The sequence below is a fragment of the Actinomyces oris genome (genome assembly GCF_001937665.1).
Classification (GTDB): Bacteria; Actinomycetota; Actinomycetes; order Actinomycetales; family Actinomycetaceae; genus Actinomyces; species Actinomyces stomatis.
The window spans coordinates 35839-53936 of the sequence record NZ_MSKL01000012.1 but is presented as its reverse complement, the minus strand read 5'-3'; the positions used below and the strand labels follow the sequence as shown (position 1 = coordinate 53936).

Below are 18098 nucleotides of genomic sequence, written 5' to 3'. Positions count from 1 at the left end.
AGGCCGTCAACGGAACCGCGGAATCATGCGGTTTCTTCGCGGCGGTGTGCACCCGGAGCCCGCCTTTGTCACCGATGTGGACACGCTGCCTCATTTTGAGCCCCGCGCTGCGACCTGCTGAGGCCGCCGCGATACGAGCCGACACGGACGATCAGTCGGTGGCGTCGCGTTCGGCGAAGACCTCGCGTGCCGCGAAGGTCGCGTTGAGCGCCCGCGGGAAACCGGCGTAGACCGAGGCGTGCAGGATCGCCTCGATGATCTCCTCGCGGGTCAGCCCCACGTTGAGCGCAGCCCCGATGTGGATCCTCAGCTGCGGCTCGCAGCCACCCAGGGCCGTGAGCACGCCGATCGTGACGAGCTGGCGGCTGCGTGGGTCCAGGCCGGAACGGGCGTAGACGTCCCCGAAACCGAAGGCCGCGATGTGGTGGCCGAGCGCCGGGCTGATGTCCGCCAGCGAGTCGATGACGGCCTGGGCCGCCTCGCCGTCGACCGAGCGGGCGACCTCCAGGCCGCGCTCGCGCCGGGCCAGGTTCTCGGGGCTGTTGACGTCGTGCTGGGGGTGAGAGGTTTCAGCGGTCATGAGGGGGTCTCCTTGTCAGTCTCGGAAGTGTCGATGTTGTCCGTGGCGGCCTGCCCCTCCAGCTCCCGCGTGTAGGCGGCGATCTTGTAGTCGGTGGCGGACAGCGCCAGCCGGAGCTCGTCGATGCGGGTGCGCAGGCCGTCGCGGTGCTCGGTGAGCAGGGACAGGCGCTCGGGCACCGTGTCCCGGCCGGCCTCGACCAGCGCGACATAGCGCCGCAGATCGCGGATCGGCATTCCCGAGGTCCGCATCCGGGTGAGGAACACCAGACGCCGTACGCCGGCGGCGTCGTAACGACGATGTCCCGAGGCGTCACGGTCCACCCGCACGAGTCCGATCCGCTCGTAGTAGCGCAGCGTGTGGGCGCTGACCCCCAGGTGATCGGCAGTGGTCGCAATGTCCCATCCGGCTGCACCAGGCCCGGTTTCCGGCCCGACGTTGTCACTGGGTGGGACGGAGTCGAGGCGGAGCGCCTCGCGGAGCCGGACGTCGTCGGGCTCGCTGCGTGAAGCGGTCGAGCTGGTCATGACGCAGACCGTAGGACTTCGAGTGCGCTCAAAGGCAAGAACGGACAGAGCGGCGGCCCGGATGGTGCCGCGAGGCTAGCCTGGCCGCATGCTCATCGCCTTTTCCGTGTCCCCGACCACCACTGACGCTCCTGACGGATCGGTCTCCGAGGCGGTGGCCCGAGCCGTGCGCGTGGTGCGCGATTCGGGGCTGCCCCATGAGACGACGTCGATGTTCACCACGGTCGAGGGGGAGTGGGACGAGTGCATGGACGTGGTCAAGCGGGCCTGCGAGGCGGTCGCTGAGGTGAGCCCGCGCGTGGCGCTTGTCCTCAAGGCCGACATCCGTCCCGGTTGGACCGACCAGATGACCGCGAAGGTCGAACGCGTCGAGGCCCGCCTGCGCTAGGCCGACTGAGCGGCGCCCGGCAGACGCCCGCAACCTGCCGCGCCCTGCTGTCGCCTCGATGCCGCGCCCGGGAGCCCGCGCCGGCAGATAGATCGACCAAAACTTCAGAAGCGACCCGGAGCCGCGTCGTTTCTGAAGTTTTGGTTGGTCTGTGAAGAAAATGTCGGTGAGTCCGGTTATGAGACCGCCAGGTCCTCAAGCCATTGCTCGATCGGGCGCGGCCGGAGTCCCAGGAGCTCCTGGGCGCTGCTGTCCTCGGCGATGGTGTTGCCGTCCTGCGCGTTGAGCGCCCGGTAGAGGTCAACGACCGGCGCCGCGGCCGGCCCGAAGAGCGGTGTGATGAGCTCGCCGAAGGTTTCGGGCGTGATGGCCTCGAAACGGACCTCGAGGCCCAAGCGGCTGGAGAAGGCCGTGGCCAGATCCGGTCCCGTCAGTCCGGGCAGGTGGCCGACGCCGACCGTGCCCGTGGTGGGGGAGTCATCCGTGAGCAGGCGGGCGACGACCTCGGCCACATCCAGGTGCGAGCTCCAGGAGACCGGGAACGACGCCGAAAGCGGGTAGCGCAGCACGCCCTCCTCGAGCACGGGGCCCAGGACGACCGGCAGGAGCAGGTTCTCCAGGTAGAGGCGCGGGGCGACCACGGCCGTGGGGACGCCGCTGCCGGTCACGCCGTCGATGAGCGTCATGATGGGGCTGTCCGCGGGCGCCTGCAGCGGTGAGTCCGGCTGGTCGACGATCTGCCCGCTGGTGGAGATGACGACGCGGCCGGGGCGGGCCCGGGTGATCGCCTCGACGACGGCCCGGGCCTGGGCGGCCACCGCCTCGGCTGCGCCCATGGGTAGGTGGACGAAGACGCCGTCGGCGCCCTCATAGGCGGCGGCGAGGGAGTCCGCTGAGGCCAGGTCGACCTGCCGGGCGGCGATGCCGGCGGGGACTGCCTCAGGGTGCCGGACCGCAGCGATGGCAGTGCGCCCGGCGGAGGTCAGAGCGGATAGGACGGGAGAGCCTTGAGCGCCTGTGGCGCCGTGAACGATGTCAGCCATAACTCCATTAGTGCATACGATGCACCAGTTACGTCAACTGCACTATTGGGGTAGGTTTCGATGTCATGAGTGAGGTCGATCTTCCCGAGTGCGGGGTGGCGAGGTTCCTGCTGCTGTTCGACGGGCCGTGGGCGACGCTCATCGTGCGCGAGCTCATGCACGGCCCGCAGCGTTTCGGGGAGCTGCGTGACGCCCTGCCGGGGATCAGCGCGCACACGCTGACCAACCGGCTGCGGATGTTTGAGTCGCGTGGGATCGTCACCCGACACGCCTACCCCGAGGTGCCGCCCCGCGTGGTCTACGAGCTCACCGACCTGGGCAGGAGCCTGCGGCCGGTACTCGATGCGATGTATGAGTGGGGCATCAGCTGCCCGACGTCGGCCTTCACGCCGCAGCCCGACTCGCGCCGGTGAGGCGCGCCTGCGTCAGGCCGACTAAACCGACACATTCTTCATAAACGACGCGGTTCCGGGTCGTTTCTGAAGAAGAGGTCGATCTGTGAAGAAAATGTCGGTGAGGCTCGGGGCCGTCAGTGGATCAGCTGAGCAGAGCCAGGACGACCGCGGCACTGCGGGCGGCGGCCTCCTCAGCGGCGATGTGGAAGTCCTGGCCCGCCTCGGGGCCGCACAGGTCGGACACGCCGCGCACCGAGACGAAGGGGACGCCGGCGCTCGCCGCCACCTGCGCCAGCGCCGTCGACTCCATGTCCGTGCTGAGCGCCCCGGGGAAGATCTCGCGGGTGTCGGCCACGTTCGCGGCTGTCACGAAGGAGTTGCCGGCCAGCATCTGACCGACGCGCAGCCGCGCCGAGCCCGACGACGCCGTGGCGCCGCGCAGGGCCTGCGGGCCCACCTGCTCCAGGCGCTCCAGCAGGGCCGGGTCCCCGGTGAAGGTCTCCGGCTGGCCCGGGGTCTGGCCGCGGGCGTAGCCGAAAGCGGTGGCGTCGGCATCGGTGTAGGCCAGGCTCGCTGAGGCGCACACGTCGCCGACCTCGACCTGTCGGCCGAGCCCACCGGTGGTCCCCGCCGAGACGACGGCGCCGGGGTGGACCTGAGCCAGGACCGTCGCCAGCGCGCTCGCGGCCGCCACAAGCCCGATACCGCTGCGCATGAGGATGAGCTCGCGCTCGTCGTCGGGGAGCTGAAGGGACCAGGCGCGCGCGGAGCCCGGCAGGGTCGGCGCCTGGGCTGCCGCGCGCTCGGGCAGGGCGTCCAGGAAGGGCTGGGCCTCCTCAGCCATGGCGCAGGAGACGATGACGGGCGCGGCACTGGTGCGACTCACACGCTGAGCCTACAGAGGGTGCCCGAGCCCTGAAAGTGTCCAGATGGGACGGCTTTGACGGTTGATCGAATCCGGTATCTGTGAGTAACAGGGTGATGACCTGGGCCTTTGTAAACCGCGGTGCGGCTGCTGTGATTCAAAGTCGTCCCGTACGGACAGATTCGCCGCATGGTGGCTCTGTTGGGGCGCTGTAGAGAGCGTGCAGTGGGGGTCGGCTGGTAGCTGTGGCCTTCTGCCGCCGGGGATGATGTCGATGTGCACCTTGTGAGGGGGCGGGATCTGGCTTCGACGGGAGGCGGGCTCTGGTGCGGAGCGACTCAGGCGTCGTCAGCGTTCGTCGGCGTGCTCAGCCCGATGATGACCGCCTCGATGAGGTCGCGCAGCCTGCTGCCGTCGATGCTCTCGGTGATCGAGTCCATGAAGAGCAGGCTGACGAGGTCAGCCAGGCTCGCCGTGGGGACGGTGGGGCGGCGTCCCATGCGGATGAGCACCTTCTCGACCGTCCCGGACAGTCTGGCGGTGAAGTCGGCGCGAGCCGTCCCGGGGATCGTCGGGCTGTCGGGGTTGCGCAGCTGGAAGAGGGAGTACTCCGTGGTCAGTAGGTAGATGGTGCGGGCCTCGGGGCGGATGGCCTCGAGCAGCTCCATGAGCGAGTCCATTGTGGGAGCGCCCTCGAAGGAGTCGATGGCCTGCGTGACCCGTGACAGCAAGGTGTTGGAGCGCGTGACGATGGCCTCGGTCAGGATGTCCTGGAGCGAGGAGTAGTTGGAGTAGAAGGCGCCCCGGGTGAAGCCGGCCTGCTTGACGACGTCGTCAATACGAGTGCTGGCGATGCCCTTGGAGGCGATGATGTCCGCAGCCGCCTCGATGAGACGGGCGCGGGTGTTCTCCCGCTTGCGCAGTGTGCGCTCGGCTGCTGGCGGGTCGGTGCTCGGTGTCATGAGACCGCCCACCTTACCGGCGCTGTGGGGGTGCGAGGAGTCACAACGTCCTGGGTTTCAATACATACATGTATCCAGTACGTTTGCGTATCGAATTCGATCATCTCCGTACCTTCTGAAAGGGCTGCCATGTCCAACTTCCTCCTATCCCTGGGGCGATGGTGCGCTCGTCACGCCACCCGGGTCCTCGCCGCCTGGGCGCTGCTCATCGCTGCCCTCGGTGGCGTCGTCGCCACCACCGGTATCCAGCTCGACGACACCTTCACCATCTCCGGTACCGAGTCGATGCGGGGCCTGGAGGTCCTCTCCGACCGGCTTCCCCAAGCGGCCGGCACGAGCGAGCAGGTCCTCATCACCAGCTCCAACGGCCGCATCGAGAACCACGCCCCGGCCGTCAACGCCTTCGCCCTTCGGGCCTCGCAGATCGACGGCGTCGCCACGGTCTCCCCGCCCTTCGGGGACAAGGCCACCGGGGTGGCGTCGACCGTCTCCGCCGACGGCACCCACGTGCTCGTCCAGGTGCAGGCGGACGCCTCGGTCGGCTCCATCACCACCGGAACCACGCCGAAGGCCAAGACCGTCGCCCAAGACCTCGATACCCTCGCCGAGCGCACCGAGGCCATGGACTCGTCTCTGACGGTCCAGCGCAGCGGCAACATCGACCAGGAGGTGGGGATCGGTATCTCCGCCGTTGAGCTCGTCGGCGTCGCCATCGCCGCGATCGTCCTGCTCATCTCCTTCGGTTCCCTCGTGGCTGCGGGCACCCCGCTCATCGCCGCCGCCGTCGGTGTGGGAACCGGCATGCTCGGCATCCTCGCGGCGGCGAGCATCACCGACATCAACTCCACCACCCCGGTCCTGGCCGTCATGATCGGACTGGCGGTCGGCATCGACTACGCACTGTTCATCGTCTCGCGGGCGCGTGAGTACCTCGCCGACGGCATCGAGCCGGCCGAGGCCGCAGGGCGGGCCACCGCCACCTCCGGAGGGGCCGTCGTCTTCGCCGGTACCACGGTCATCGTGGCCCTGTGCGGTTTGAGCGTGGCCGGCATCAGGTTCCTGACCACGATGGGACTGGCCTCGGCGGCGGTCGTGGCGGTGGCCGTGCTCGTGGCCCTGACGGTCGTCCCGGCTCTCATCGGCATCCTCGGGAAGCGTCTGCTCCCGCGCCGCGGCAAGGTCGCTGCCAGCGGCGCGGACGCGGACCGGAGGCCGGCGTCCCGCTGGGTGCGCGCTGTGACCCGCCGCCCCTGGATGACGATCGGCGCCGTCGTCGTCCTCCTGGGACTGTGCGCCGTCCCCGCCAGCGGCCTGCGCCTGGCCCTGACCGACAACGGTTTCGCCGAGAAGGGGTCGCAGCAGCGCGAGACCTACGACGCCGTCGCCGCGGCCTACGGCGAGGGCTACAACTCCCCCATCGTCGTGATTGCCGACGTCTCTCAGCCCTCCGGTTCCGTCGCCGCGGTTCAGGGCCTGGCCCGTGACCTCTCCCAGCTCGACGGCGTTGAGGGAGTCTCCCTGGCCACCCCCAACGAGGACGGGACCCTCGCCTTCGTCCAGCTCCGTCCCGAGAAGTCGCAGGCCGACCCCGCCACGATGGAGCTCGTGCGTAACATCCGCTCCCACGCCGGCGACTATGAGAGCCGCTACGGGCTCGACAACGTCATGGTCACCGGCCAGACCGCCGTCGCGATCGACGTCGCCGAGGAGCTCAACGCCGCCCTCATCCCCTTCGGCATCGTGGTGGTGGGCCTCTCGCTCATCCTCCTCATGGTGGTCTTCCGCTCCGTCGCCGTTCCTGTGACCGCGACCCTCGGGTACCTGCTGTCGCTGGGGGCGGGCATGGGCGCGGTGGGCGCCGTCTTCGGTTGGGGGTGGGCGGCCGACCTCCTGGCCGTCTCCAAGGTCGGCGCCGTCATCTCCTTCCTGCCGGTCATCGTCATGGGAGTCCTGTTCGGGCTGGCCATGGACTACCAGGTCTTCCTCGTCTCGCGCATGCGCGAGGAGTGGAGCCGGCGGCGCGGTGACGCGACTTCCGTGACGCCTGCGGCTCGTCGTGAGGCGGCCGCGGCGGCGGTCGAGACCGGATTCCTGGGCAGTGCGAAAGTCGTGGTGGCGGCGGCCGTCATCATGGTCGGCGTCTTCATGGCCTTCGTTCACACCGACAACGTTTACGTCAAGCCCATCGCCCTCGGTCTGACCGTCGGGATCGCCGCCGATGCCTTCCTCGTGCGCATGACCCTCATTCCCGCGCTCATGGCGGCGCTGGGGGAGAAGGCTTGGTGGCTGCCGGCATGGCTGGACCGGCTGCTCCCTGTCGTCGACGTCGAAGGGGAGGGCCTGGAGCAGGCACTGGAGCAGAAGGAGGTCGACGCCGGCCAGTCGGCCCGACCGGAGACGGACTGCGCGGACAATCAGGCCGAGAACGCTGAGGATGCTGCGGATAAGGAGGCCGCTGTCGTGTCCTGAGTCCGGTGCTCGCGGTGGCCGGCGAGGGCGGGTCAGGCGGATTCCCGTCGGCCCGCCCTCACGGGTGGGGACATTCCGCGCGGCCGGGTGCGTGTCTTTCCGGGTGGGGGCGTTCGACGCCGTCGGGGACCGCAATCCCGTCCCCGAACGCGCAGGATGTCCCCGGCTGTGCGGACATGTCCCCGAACGCGCAGATTGTTCCCGCCTGTGCGGGTCGCCCCGCCGGGCCTGGCCTATGACGGCCTACTTGCCCGCAGCCTCGTCGTCCCGGGAACCCGTGGCGGCGGTGACGGCCGCGGCCGGGTTGATGGGCAGTGCCCTGCGCGACTGGTCGCGGCGCAGCAGGAAGTTCCCAAGCCGGATCGGCCAGGCCACGTGGTTGATCCGCGGCCAGCGCAGCATGACGTAGTCGACGGCGTCGTCCACCTCCAGGCGCCGCGTCGAGTTGCCGACCCGTACCCACAGTGCCGCCCCGTCGCGTCCCTTGGCCGGCTTGAGGTAGACCGGCAGTGGGGACGGGGGCGCGGTCACCCGGCACACCTCCGCGGTCCCATCCGGGGTCGGCGCGAAGTCCACCTGCGGCAGCGCAGCCGCGTTCGTGCCCATGCGTGTGCGCCACATGCCGCGCAGCCACAGCTCGAAGCGGTCGGCGTCGGGCTGTTTGAGGGTCGTGTAGTCGGGGCCGAGCCCGATGAGATTGCCGCCGTCATCGACACCGAGCAGGAGTGTGCCGCCCGCGGAGTTCATGAAGGCCGCCACCGTCTTGGCCACGACCTCCTCCATGGCCTCGTCGCGCTTGTCCGTGCGTAGGTTCCAACGCGCTGAGGACTTGAACTCCAGACGGTCGGACTCGCCCATCTGGGCGACCTCCGCGATCGGCAGCAGCGTGCGACGGTGCTGGACGCGCGCCAGCACCGCGGAGGTCGCCACCAGCACCACGACCGCCACGCCGCAGGAGGTCGCCAGCATCTTGATCGAGAACAGGTCGCCCTCGTCGAAGATCCATCCCGCCAGCAGCAGCCCCAGCCACAGGCCGACGAGCGCGATGAGTGTGGCCGCCGCATCCGACACAGCGACCCGCCCGCGCAGCAGGAACCGCGTCAGCCGCCCCACGAGGAAGGACAGCAGGAGCAGCAGCGGCTGGGCGATGACCCACCAGATGAGGACGGGGTTGGCGGGATTGGTGATGGTGACGGTATCGATGCTCTCCACGTGCGTCAGGTTCTCTTCGGGTCGGTGCCTCGCGGCGCGGGCACGGGGTGGGCGGGGGTGGGCTGAGTGAGGCTCAGGATACGGTCGGCGCCGGTGCCGGACCGGGCTCGACGTCGGAGCCCGGTGACGGCGCACCGTCTCACCCCGTCACTCTGCCGGCCACGGTGTTGCCAGGATGTGAGGACTGGCCTCTCCTCGGCTTCTGCCCTCACCGGCGGGGACATTTCGCGTGGCCGGGTGCGTGTTGTTCCGGACGGGGGCATTCGACGCCGTCGGGGACTGCAATCCCGTCCCCGCAGGCGCGAAGTGCCCCCGGCTGGGAGCGAGTGTCCCCGCACGCGCGGGATGTCCCCGACCGCGAGTAAAAGTCCCCGGCCGGGAGAGGCGGATGCCTCAGGCCATGACCCGCGTCCACTCCTCGCGGGCGGCGAGGAAGCCGCGCACCGCCTCCTGAGCGGCGGCCAGCGAGTGGTTCGCCCCCCAGCCGCACTGGACCTCATTGGCCGCCGGCACCTCCTCGGCGGTGAGGATGTCGCGGAAGGTCGCCTCCAGAAGCGGCAGGAACTCCTCGGTCCCCACCCCCAGCATGAGGGCGTAGAAGCCGGTCTGGCAGCCCATGGGGGAGAAGTCGATGAGCCGGTCGGTGTGGTTGCGCATGAGCTCGGCGCTCAGGTGCTCGATGGAGTGCACGGCCTCCATCTCCAGGTGCTCGCGGTTGGGCTGGCAGAACCGCACGTCGTACTTGACGAGCACGTCCCCGCCGGGCAGCTCCTTGCGGTCGGCCACGCGCACGTAGGGCGCGGCCACCTTCGTGTGGTCCAGGTTGAAGGACTCGACGTTCATCCTCGGCGTGCTCTGCTCGCTCGTCTCGCTCATGGGGTCAGCCTACGGGCCGGGGACGAGGCAGGATGGGGGCATGACTTCACTGGCGCGCATCGTCACGGGGCCCGACGGCGCCCCCACCCTGGTCCTGCTCCACGGCATCACCGGTTCCGCGGTCTCGCTGGCCGAGGCCATCGACCACTGGGCGGACCGCGGGTACCGGGTCGTCGCGGTCGATGCCCGCGGGCACGGCTTGTCCCCGCGGTGGACGCAGGCCCAGCTCGAGCGCGCCGGGGAGATCCTCGTGGAGGACCTCATCGCCGTCCTGGAGGATCTGGAGGCCGCCTCGCGCGGACGGGACGCCCTGGGACTGTCGAGGCCGCCCGCCCCGGTCGTCATCGGCCACTCGATGGGCGCGGCCACCGCCATGGTGGCCGCCGGCCGCCGCCCGGACCTGGTCTCCGGCGTCGTCCTGGAGGACCCGGCCCGCTTCGGCACCCGCAGCCCGCGCGAGCTCCTGGCCCGCGGCGCCGCCCGGGAGCGGGCTCGTACCGCCGAGGTCGCCGACCTGCCCGCCGCCGTCGGACGCGCCCTGGAGACCATGCCCAACGCCGAGGCCCTCCCGGGCGTGTGGGCCTCCCAGCGCACTGATCCGGCCCTGCTGCTCTCCGGCGTCGTCACCCCCGAGGTCCCCTGGGACGAGGCGATGGCCGCTCTCGACGTCCCCGCCCTGCTGCTCACCGGTGACCGGCCCGGCAGCGCCCGTGTGGGACGCGAGGGCCTGGAGACCGCCGCCCGCAATCCCCGCATCTGCCCGGTCCTTATCCCCGGGGCCGGCCACCAGGTGCGCCGCAGCGACCCGCAGGCCTTCTACCGCGCCGTCGACACCTGGCTGGCCGAGGTCCTGCCAGTGGGGTGAGGCGAGTCCCCAGGCAGTCGGAGCGCTACCGGAGTGCCGCCGCTGGCCGTCGCCGCGGGTGCGAAGGACGGGGAGCTCCCGCGGCGCGCTGAGGCCGTGGCGTCGGGGTGCGTCGTCGGTCCGTGGGAGGATGCGCCCATGGCAGCTGTGTCGGAAAAAACTCGGAAGGCCTCCGTCCCCGTCCCCGGGGAGCGCACGCAGGGGGAGACCGTCGCCTACCTCCTGGCGGCGCTGACGATCGGCTCGGTGGGGCTCTACCTCATTCAGGACCTCTTCGCCCCGGCTTTCTTCGCCCTCACCCTCGTGGTGACGGTCCGGCCACTGGTGTCCTGGATGACGCGCCATCGGGTACCGCGCTTGGTCGCGGCGACGGCGGCGATCCTGCTCATCTTCACCTTCGTCGTGCTGCTGTTCGCGGCCCTGGCCGTCGCGGTCGCCCAGCTCGTCGACACCCTGCCGCAGTACGCCCCCAAGTTCCAGGCGATCTGGAAACAGGCCGAGACCCAGCTCAACGGCATGGGGGTCGACCAGTCCACGGTGCTCAAGCAGGTCACCGACATCCTGGACACCTCCCAGCTCGTCACGGTGGCGCAGACGGTCCTGGGGCAGCTGACCTCGGCCAGCGCGATGCTCGGCGTCATGGCGATGGTGGTCGTCTTCCTCATGTTCGACACCGCCAAGATCGAGATCCGCGCCGCCGCCCTCAGCGTCCTCAAGCCGGGTATGGCCGCCGCCATGGTCTCCTTCTGCGAGGCGGTGCGCTCCTACTGGATGGTCTCGACGGTCTTCGGTCTCATCGTGGCCGTCATCAATGTGCTGACCCTGTGGTACCTGGACGTACCGATGGCCATCACCTGGGGCGTGGTCTCCTTCATCACCAACTACATCCCGAACATCGGCTTCGTCCTGGGTGTGGTCCCGCCGGCGGTCCTGGGACTGGTGGACTCCGGGCCCTGGACCGCACTGTGGGTGGTCCTGTCCTACGTGGCGGCCAACTTCGTCATCCAGTCCCTCATCCAGCCCAAGTTCACCGGGGACGCGGTGGGACTCAACACGACGACGACGTTCCTGTGCCTGCTGTTCTGGTCCACCGTCATCGGGGCGCTGGGGACCATCCTGGCGGTGCCGCTGACGCTGTTCGTCAAGGCCCTCCTCATCGACTCCGACCCCCGCTCGCGCTGGGTGGGGATCTTCCTGTCCGCCGGCGACTCGCCCGTGCGTGACCCCGATGAGCTCGACCAGGAAGTGCTCGACCAGCTCGACCTCGACGGCGACGGCGTCAGCGAGGCGGATCCCAACCACGGCCGGCCGGTTGTTGAGCGGATCGCCGACAAGGCTGAGAAGGTTGGGGCAACGGCCCAGAGTGCCGACAGCGCCGAAGACGTCGACAGCTCCGTGCCATCCGGCAGCCGTCAACGCTCCCAGGCGGACTGACCGTCTGAGGATGAGCTGGGCGCCCCTGGGAATCGGCGACTGCGCTTCGCCGCGAGAACGTACTTCTCCCGCAGACGACTGAGGTCCACCCCCAGTCATCTGCGGGACAACGCAGTTCTCGCGCGGAAAGTACGTTCTCGATGACGCGATCTGCCGTTCAGCTGGCCGGTGCGGGAGCCCTCGGGCTCAGGCCTCGGCGCGGCCCTGGCGCCAGTAGCCCATGAAGGCCACAGAGCGCCGGTCGATGCCACGTTCGCTGACCAGGTGGCGACGCATCGTCCGCACCGCAGCCGCCTCCCCGGCGAGCCACGCGTACAGGGTGGTGCGCTTGAGTGCGTCCCCGCCCTTGGCGTGGCGCGGCACGTCCCACAGCAGCTCACGGTCGACGTCGATCTCCTCGACCTCCTGCGGCACCCCTACCGGACACAGCTCCTCGGCGGCCCGGCGTACACCCTCGACGAGCAGCTCCCCGTGCGAGCGGCCGTTGCGCCCAGCCACCCGCACCTCGATCCCGGGGTGCGTAGGCAGGTAAGGGGCATCCGCGTCACCGGGCATCTCGACGACGGCGACTCCCCGCGCGCTCGCGGGCAGGTCCTCTAGGATCCGGGCGATCGCCGGTGCCGCCGTCTCGTCCCCGCCCAGCAGGTAGCGCTCGGTCACTTGCGGAGGTACGAAGTCCACGCCCCCGGCATCGCCGTCCCACTGCCGGTTCGGCCCCAGCAGGACCGCCTCGGTACCGACCTCAGCCTCAAGGATCCACCGAGAGGCCGGGCCGAGCGGATCGTGCACCACCATGTCGACGTCCACCTCCGCACGCGTTCCGTCCGGAACCTCCGCCTCGTGGCGAACCGTGCGCGTCGTGTAGGTGCGGATCGGGCACCGGTGCTCCTCGGGCAGCTTCATCAACCGGCCGTACCAGTCCTCGCCGTCGGGTAGCTGCTTGTAACCCGACGCCGGCGCCGGCAGCACCAGCTTGATCCGCTGGTCCCAGCCCGGGTCGGCGTAGTGGACCAGATCATCCCCGATGAAGGTGAAGCGCCGCATGGACGGCGTCACGTCGCGGACTGCCGCCACTGTGACACGGAAGAAGCGGAACGGAGATGTCGGTGAGGCGGACGGTCTGGCTGGGCTCATCTCGGGACTCCTTCGTGCGTCTGGTGGTGTGGTGTTGGGGAAGCGCCCTCGAGGCCGCTCTGAGGACTGCTTGAGGCGGCTATCAGACGGCACCGGTAGTTGGGCGATCGGATGGGGCTGCTCCCGTTCTCCGGTGCCGTGCACGCCATGGCGGCCCTTGGGAAGGATGATGGGCGTGCCGAAGGCCGGACCGGAGATGGGCCTGGAGGGCGGGGCGAGTATGTCGACGCTAACCGAGGTAAGGCATACCTAACAATGGGAGGGTCGGTGCAATAGCGCACGCTGACGCCGCGTCATCTCGCAAGGTTCCCGTAAGAGCCCGGATGGCTGATGGTTTCCAGGCCGACCCGAGGATGGTGCCCGGGTGGTTCAGGGCTGGCGGGCCAGGTCCGCGGCGCCGACGAGCCCGGCCTCCTGACCTCCCTCGGCCAGGACCACCGGAATGGTGGGCCGGTAGGTGCCGGCCGTGAGGTTCTCGGCGAAGGCCTTGCGGGCGGGAGTCAGCAGGATGTCGCCGGCCTCGGCCAGGCCACCGGCGATGACGATGACCTCAGGGTCCAGCAGCGCGCACATGTCCGCCAGCCCCACCCCCAGCCAGTGGGTGAGCTGCTCGTAGCACTCCAGGGCGGCCGGGTCGCCCTCGCGGGCCGCGGCGGTGACGGCCTTGCCCGAGATGTGCTCCGGGTTGCCGCCGGAGAGCTCAATGATGCGGGCCGCGTAGCCGGGGCGGAACTGCGCCAGCTCCCAGCCGTTGACCCCCAGGGCCGTGCCGGCGCTGTAGCGCTCCAGGCAGCCTCGCAGTCCGCAGCCGCAGGGGCGCCCGCCGGGGACGACGTTGATGTGCCCGATCTCCCCGCCGAATCCGGCCGCCCCGCGCAGGAGGTGGCCGTCGACGATGATCGCCCCGCCGACGCCGGTACCGATGGCCACGATGAGGGCGTTGCGCTTGCCCCGGGCCGCCCCGAAGCGGGCCTCGGCCCACCCGAAGGCGTTGGCGTCGTTCTCGACGACGACGGGCAGGCCCACGCCCTCGGAGATGACGTCGCCGATCCGCATCCCGGTCCAGTCCAGGTTGGTGCCGTGCGCCATCGTGTTGCGGTCCGAGGACACCATCCCGGCCGCCCCGATGCCCACGGTGGCCACGTCGGGAAAGTCCTCCTGCAGCCGGTGCACCACCATCGTGATCGTGTCGATGATCGCCTGGCGGCTGAAGGCGGGAGAATCGCGCCGAATCGTCTGAAGAACCTTCCCGTCGTCGTCGACGACGCCGGCCGCGATCTTCGTTCCGCCGACATCCACGCCGATGCTCAGTGCCATGCTCGCGCTCCTTGTTGAAACAACCGTTGTTGACGTTGCCATCCGCGTTGCTGCTCGTCAGACGATCGATGGGACAGGTGGTGGAAGAATAGCGTCCCCCGGCCCGCCGGTGGGGCGAGTCGGGGGATGAACCCTAAGGCGGATCGAGTGAGCCCGCCGCCCGAACCCGTCGTTGCTCCGCTCCGTGGTGGTCAGTTAGCCGACGCCGACGCCGACGCCGGTGCCGCGGGGCTCGTGGCTCCCTTGGCCTCCTTGGCCTTGGCGGCCTGGCTCTTGACGACCGCCGTCATGTAGTCGGCGTCCTGGTAGCCGTTGATATAGGTCTCGCCCACGATCATGAACGGGGTGCCCTGAATGCCGATGGAGTGGGCATGGTTGGTGGCCTCGGAGACGGCCTTGACGGTCTCGTCGGCGGTCATGTCGGCGCGGAACTTCTTCAGATCCGGCACCCCGGCCTTCTTGGCGAAGTCGACCAGGGAGTCCTCGGTGTAGGCCGGGTGGTCCTTGGGGTCGGCGGCGGCGTAGACGGCGTCGTGGAACTCCCAGAACTTGCCCTGTTTGGCGGCGGCCCGCCCGGCCTGAGCGGCCAGGGGCGAGGTCTCACTGATCTGGGCCAGGTCGCGCCATTCAATGCGCAACGTTCCCTGGTCGACCAGCTTGTCCAGCTCGGGCTCGACGTTCTGGGCGAACTGGGTGCAGTAGGGGCAGGCGAAGTCGGAGTAGATGACCATGACGACCGGTGCGTCGACCTTGCCCTTGGCCTGGCCGTCGGCCGGGTCGCGATGGGTCTCGGAGCGGATGAGCTCCAGGGTCTGCTGGTCGGCGACCGGAGGGGCCGGTACGGGCTCGCGGACCGCGGTGGAAGAATCGGAGCCGGAGGCCTGGCTGGTGGCGGCGGCGTCATGGCGCCGGGAGGCGACGTTGTGCAGCAGCACCGCGGCGAGGACGGCCAGGATGACGGCGATGACCACGAGGGTGATCACCGTGGCGCGGTTGGTCCTCGACTGGGTCGGCGTCGGAGAAGGCGGCTGAACACTCATGGCAGCGAGTCTGTCAGAGGAGGCACGCCCCACAGCACGCCTGATACGGCAGATGAGAGCACAGTTCGTCACAGCCGTCTCAGGTTGGTCTCGGAGCGACGTCGTCGCGCATACTTCGACCGAATCTTCACAGGCGACACGTATACGCGTCGTTTTTGAAGATTCGGTCGAAGTGAGTCGGGGCTCCCGGCCGGACGCAGCCCTAGCGCAGTGCTGCGCCGCCGGCCAGCCCGAGTCCGACGGCGCCCAGCGTCGCCACCGTCATGAGGGTCGTGTGCACGATGGCCGGCCCCCACCGCCCTGCCAGTACCAGGCGCGCCCCCTCGACGCAGGCCGTGGAGAAGGTCGAGTACCCGCCCAGGAATCCGGTCCCCAGAACAGTCAGCGCGGTGGCGGCCCAGCTCCCGGAGTGCGGTGGGCCTCCCGCCCACCCCACGAGCACGCCCATGAGGAGGCAGGCCGTCACGTTGACGACGACGGTGCCCCACGGCATCCGCAGCGCCCGCACCCCGGAACGACGCCGCTGCAAGGCGCCCGCTGAGGCGTCCCGGACGGCTCGGCCGCTGAAGCGGCTGACGGCGGTGTCCACGCACCAGCGGCAGGCCGCCCCCACCCCGCCGGCCATCGCCAGGGGGAGCCAGTCGGCGAGCCAGGTCGCCAGTCCGGGGGCAGCGGCCCCGCTCATGACGCCTCCGGGAGGAGACCGCCGTCTGCGTGGCCCGGGCGGTGCAGGCGAGAGGCCAGCCACAGCCCGAGGCCGGCCGCGCCCAGCCCGGCCGCCATCGACCCCACCAGATAGGCGGCGCCGAGGACCGGGTGGCCGGCGTCCCCTCCGGGGGCCAGCAGCCGGTGGCTCTCCAGGATGAAGGTCGAGTGCGTCGTCAGCCCGCCCAGCACCCCCGTGCCCAGGGCCAGCCTCAGGCGGGGACGTCCTTCGCCGAGCGTCCCGAGCAGCAGACCCAGGGCCAGGGCCCCGACGACGTTGAGGGCGAGCGTCGTCACCGGCAGGTGCCCGGGTGCTGTGGGCCAGGCCCGCGCCAGGGCCGCGCGCACCAGCGTGCCCGCGCAACCTCCCGCGGCGACCAGGGCCAGGGAGGCGGCCACTGACGGAGCCCGCCCGACCACTGGCGGGGAGCCCGCAGCGGCCGTGGGTGATGGCTCAGCCTCTGGGTCGGGGACAGCCCCTGGTTTGGGAACGCCCACGGCCTCGGAGGCGTCGTGGGTGTCAGCATCGGCGCCGGGGCCCGCCTCAGTCATCGCGCTTGGCGATCTGGTAGCCGTCCTTGTTGAAGATGAGGGAGTAGGTGGCCCCCCGCGTGGTGTGCCTCTCGCCCCAGGTGGCGGCGTCGGTGGTGCCCCACTGGTTGTTGCTGTTCCGGCTCATGACGATGTACTCCTTGTCGGGGCCGCTCGTGCCCGACCAGGAGACCTCGGCCCGGGGTACCAGGTAGGCCAGCAGCGACAGGTCGGTGACCACCGTGGCCCCCTCGGGGATGGTGGCGATGACCTCGCGGGCGGTGGCCACCCGCCGCGTCTCGGGCTTCTTCGCCTCGTCAGTCTCCTTGGCCTCGGCGCTCAGTGGGTCGAAGTTCTGGTCGGTGGCCTTCCACAGCGGGAGGTAGGGGCCGGTCAGGACCCCGGTGACCACGGCGGTGAGGATGCTCGTCGCGACCACGAAGCGGTGCCGCATCGGCACCGTGAGCCAGGTGGGGAAGGCGGTCGGGTGCCGGTGCGGGACGTCGACGTCGGACTCATCGGCGGTGCTCTCGTCCTCGGAGGTCTCGGCTGAGGAGTCCATGACCTCCCGGCCGTCGACCCCCACCTCTCTGACGGGGCGGTCGGCCACGTAGGAGCCGTGCGCTCGGCGGCGGGCGACGACGTCGAGCAGCGCCCCCAGGGCGATCGGCATGAGGGTGACGTTGTAGTGCCAGTTGTCCCACACCCAGTAGAACTCCACCGACCCCAGGAACCGCCACGCCAGCGTCGGCAGCACCACGAGCAGCCACGGTGAGGTCACCCCGACGATCCCGCTGGTGAGAATCAGCATGACGACCACCTTGACCTTCTGGGCCAGGGCGTCCGGTGAGGTGGGCTTGTCCTGCGAGCTCAGCCCGTAGTCCCACACCCCGTTGATGTTGAAGGCCGGCAGGAACACCAGGATGGAGAAGAGGAAGGCCGCGATCCCGCCGACGATCATGCCCACGCCCAGGCGCAGCCCCCGACGCCGGTTGCGGGCGGCATCGGCCTCAGCGGCGTCGTCGAGGACGTCGGCTCCCCGGCCACCGGCCCCGCTGACCGTGCAGCTGCGGTACCAGGCCGGCACCAGCGAGGTGAGCATGACGGCCACCCCGATCATGAGGACCGTCAGCCCCATGTCCTCCTTGACCAGGACCAGTGGCGCCGACCAGGCCGTCACCGCCACCCAGCGCCGCTCCACGAAGGCGACCGAGGCGCAGGCCAGCATCGGCATGGCGAAGGCGATCTCGTGGAACTGCGCGGCCACGGCTCCCTGCATCCCCCAGGACAGGACGTAGACGAGCCCCAGGGCGCCGCCCACCCACTGATTCGTCAGCCGGCTGGCCAGGCGGGTCAGCGGCCAGGCCGAGACCGCCAACAACAGGTCCTGGGTGATAAGCAGGCTCAAGGGGGTGGGGAAGAGCCGCCAGATCGGCCCCAGGAGAAGGAGAATCGGGTGGAAGTGATCACCCAGGAGGTTGTACCCATCACCCTTGACCGGCACGATCGGGGCCTGGAAGTGGGAGTAGGCCTTGGCCAGCTCGGAGAAGATCGCCAGGTCCCAGCTGGGGACCTGCTTCATCGTCTCCCACTGGACGATCGAGTAGTAGATCATCACCCAGGCGCCGATGACGACGACGATCGCAGCCGGAATCGAGTGGCGGACCTGCTCCTTGAAGTTCACGGCGCTGAGCCTACCCGTGTGAATCGGGGATGAACCTCGTAGCGCTAGGCTCGTGGCGTCACCCACGATCA

18 protein-coding genes are annotated in these 18098 nt (G+C 69.9%); 5 read left to right on the top strand and 13 right to left on the bottom strand.

Annotated features, from left to right (window positions below; all coding sequences use genetic code 11):
- Nucleotides 1–151 precede the first annotated feature (151 nt).
- Both BKH28_RS05805 and BKH28_RS05800 read right to left on the bottom strand, forming a co-directional pair.
- Nucleotides 152–580 (bottom strand): carboxymuconolactone decarboxylase family protein, encoded by a 429-nt coding sequence (locus BKH28_RS05805; RefSeq protein ID WP_075417906.1) that lies wholly within the window; start codon nt 578–580, stop codon nt 152–154.
- A complete protein-coding gene (locus BKH28_RS05800) occupies nt 577–1107 on the bottom strand; it encodes a MerR family transcriptional regulator (RefSeq protein WP_075417905.1) in 531 nt (176 codons plus the stop codon). The genes BKH28_RS05805 and BKH28_RS05800 overlap by 4 nt, the downstream gene beginning before the upstream one ends.
- An 88-nt stretch (nt 1108–1195) precedes the next feature.
- Here BKH28_RS05800 and BKH28_RS05795 point away from each other — a divergent pair, with 88 nt between their 5' ends.
- On the top strand, nt 1196–1495 hold the full coding sequence (locus tag BKH28_RS05795) for a thiamine-binding protein (RefSeq protein ID WP_075417904.1): 300 nt from the start codon (nt 1196–1198) through the stop codon (nt 1493–1495).
- Between the two features lie 176 nt (nt 1496–1671).
- On the opposite strand, the gene BKH28_RS05790 is transcribed toward BKH28_RS05795, so the two are convergent.
- Nucleotides 1672–2538 (bottom strand): NmrA family NAD(P)-binding protein, encoded by an 867-nt coding sequence (locus BKH28_RS05790; protein WP_075417903.1) that lies wholly within the window; start codon nt 2536–2538, stop codon nt 1672–1674.
- A 65-nt stretch (nt 2539–2603) separates the two neighbouring features.
- Between BKH28_RS05790 and BKH28_RS05785 the strand changes: the two genes are divergently transcribed.
- The gene (locus tag BKH28_RS05785; protein WP_075417902.1) at nt 2604–2951 is read left to right on the top strand and encodes a winged helix-turn-helix transcriptional regulator; all 348 of its coding nucleotides are present in this window, start codon (nt 2604–2606) and stop codon (nt 2949–2951) included.
- Between the two features lie 124 nt (nt 2952–3075).
- On the opposite strand, the gene mtnN is transcribed toward BKH28_RS05785, so the two are convergent.
- A complete protein-coding gene (mtnN, locus tag BKH28_RS05780; protein ID WP_075417901.1) occupies nt 3076–3819 on the bottom strand; it encodes a 5'-methylthioadenosine/S-adenosylhomocysteine nucleosidase in 744 nt (247 codons plus the stop codon).
- Between the two features lie 317 nt (nt 3820–4136).
- The gene (locus BKH28_RS05775; RefSeq protein ID WP_075417900.1) at nt 4137–4760 is read right to left on the bottom strand and encodes a TetR/AcrR family transcriptional regulator; all 624 of its coding nucleotides are present in this window, start codon (nt 4758–4760) and stop codon (nt 4137–4139) included.
- Between the two features lie 129 nt (nt 4761–4889).
- Between BKH28_RS05775 and BKH28_RS05770 the strand changes: the two genes are divergently transcribed.
- Nucleotides 4890–7229, top strand: a complete 2340-nt coding sequence (locus BKH28_RS05770) for an MMPL family transporter (protein WP_075417899.1) — start codon at nt 4890–4892, stop codon at nt 7227–7229.
- Nucleotides 7230–7472: 243 nt separating this feature from the next.
- Here BKH28_RS05770 and BKH28_RS05765 read toward each other — a convergent pair whose 3' ends face one another.
- A complete protein-coding gene (locus BKH28_RS05765) occupies nt 7473–8441 on the bottom strand; it encodes an AlbA family DNA-binding domain-containing protein (protein ID WP_075417898.1) in 969 nt (322 codons plus the stop codon).
- A gap of 393 nt (nt 8442–8834) precedes the next feature.
- A complete protein-coding gene (locus BKH28_RS05760) occupies nt 8835–9317 on the bottom strand; it encodes an S-ribosylhomocysteine lyase (protein WP_075417897.1) in 483 nt (160 codons plus the stop codon).
- Nucleotides 9318–9357: 40 nt separating this feature from the next.
- Between BKH28_RS05760 and BKH28_RS05755 the strand changes: the two genes are divergently transcribed.
- Both BKH28_RS05755 and BKH28_RS05750 read left to right on the top strand, forming a co-directional pair.
- Nucleotides 9358–10182, top strand: a complete 825-nt coding sequence (locus BKH28_RS05755) for an alpha/beta fold hydrolase (RefSeq protein ID WP_075417896.1) — start codon at nt 9358–9360, stop codon at nt 10180–10182.
- 138 nt (nt 10183–10320) lie between these two features.
- A complete protein-coding gene (locus BKH28_RS05750) occupies nt 10321–11616 on the top strand; it encodes an AI-2E family transporter (protein WP_075417967.1) in 1296 nt (431 codons plus the stop codon).
- Nucleotides 11617–11802: 186 nt separating this feature from the next.
- On the opposite strand, the gene BKH28_RS05745 is transcribed toward BKH28_RS05750, so the two are convergent.
- From BKH28_RS05745 to BKH28_RS05720, 6 genes are all read right to left on the bottom strand, one after another.
- Nucleotides 11803–12750: a siderophore-interacting protein gene (locus tag BKH28_RS05745; RefSeq protein WP_075417895.1), complete on the bottom strand. Its 948-nt coding sequence runs from the start codon at nt 12748–12750 to the stop codon at nt 11803–11805.
- A 369-nt stretch (nt 12751–13119) separates the two neighbouring features.
- Nucleotides 13120–14067, bottom strand: coding sequence for an ROK family glucokinase (locus BKH28_RS05740; RefSeq protein WP_075417894.1), 948 nt, complete (start codon nt 14065–14067; stop codon nt 13120–13122).
- Between the two features lie 191 nt (nt 14068–14258).
- Nucleotides 14259–15107, bottom strand: coding sequence for a DsbA family protein (locus tag BKH28_RS05735; RefSeq protein ID WP_256695512.1), 849 nt, complete (start codon nt 15105–15107; stop codon nt 14259–14261).
- A 202-nt stretch (nt 15108–15309) separates the two neighbouring features.
- Nucleotides 15310–15792 (bottom strand): fluoride efflux transporter FluC, encoded by a 483-nt coding sequence (locus BKH28_RS05730; protein WP_075417892.1) that lies wholly within the window; start codon nt 15790–15792, stop codon nt 15310–15312.
- A complete protein-coding gene (locus BKH28_RS05725) occupies nt 15789–16364 on the bottom strand; it encodes a FluC/FEX family fluoride channel (RefSeq protein WP_256695511.1) in 576 nt (191 codons plus the stop codon). The genes BKH28_RS05730 and BKH28_RS05725 overlap by 4 nt, the downstream gene beginning before the upstream one ends.
- Nucleotides 16357–18027: a DUF2079 domain-containing protein gene (locus BKH28_RS05720; RefSeq protein ID WP_075417891.1), complete on the bottom strand. Its 1671-nt coding sequence runs from the start codon at nt 18025–18027 to the stop codon at nt 16357–16359. Before BKH28_RS05720 ends, BKH28_RS05725 begins: the two co-directional genes overlap by 8 nt.
- Nucleotides 18028–18098: the final 71 nt, after the last annotated feature.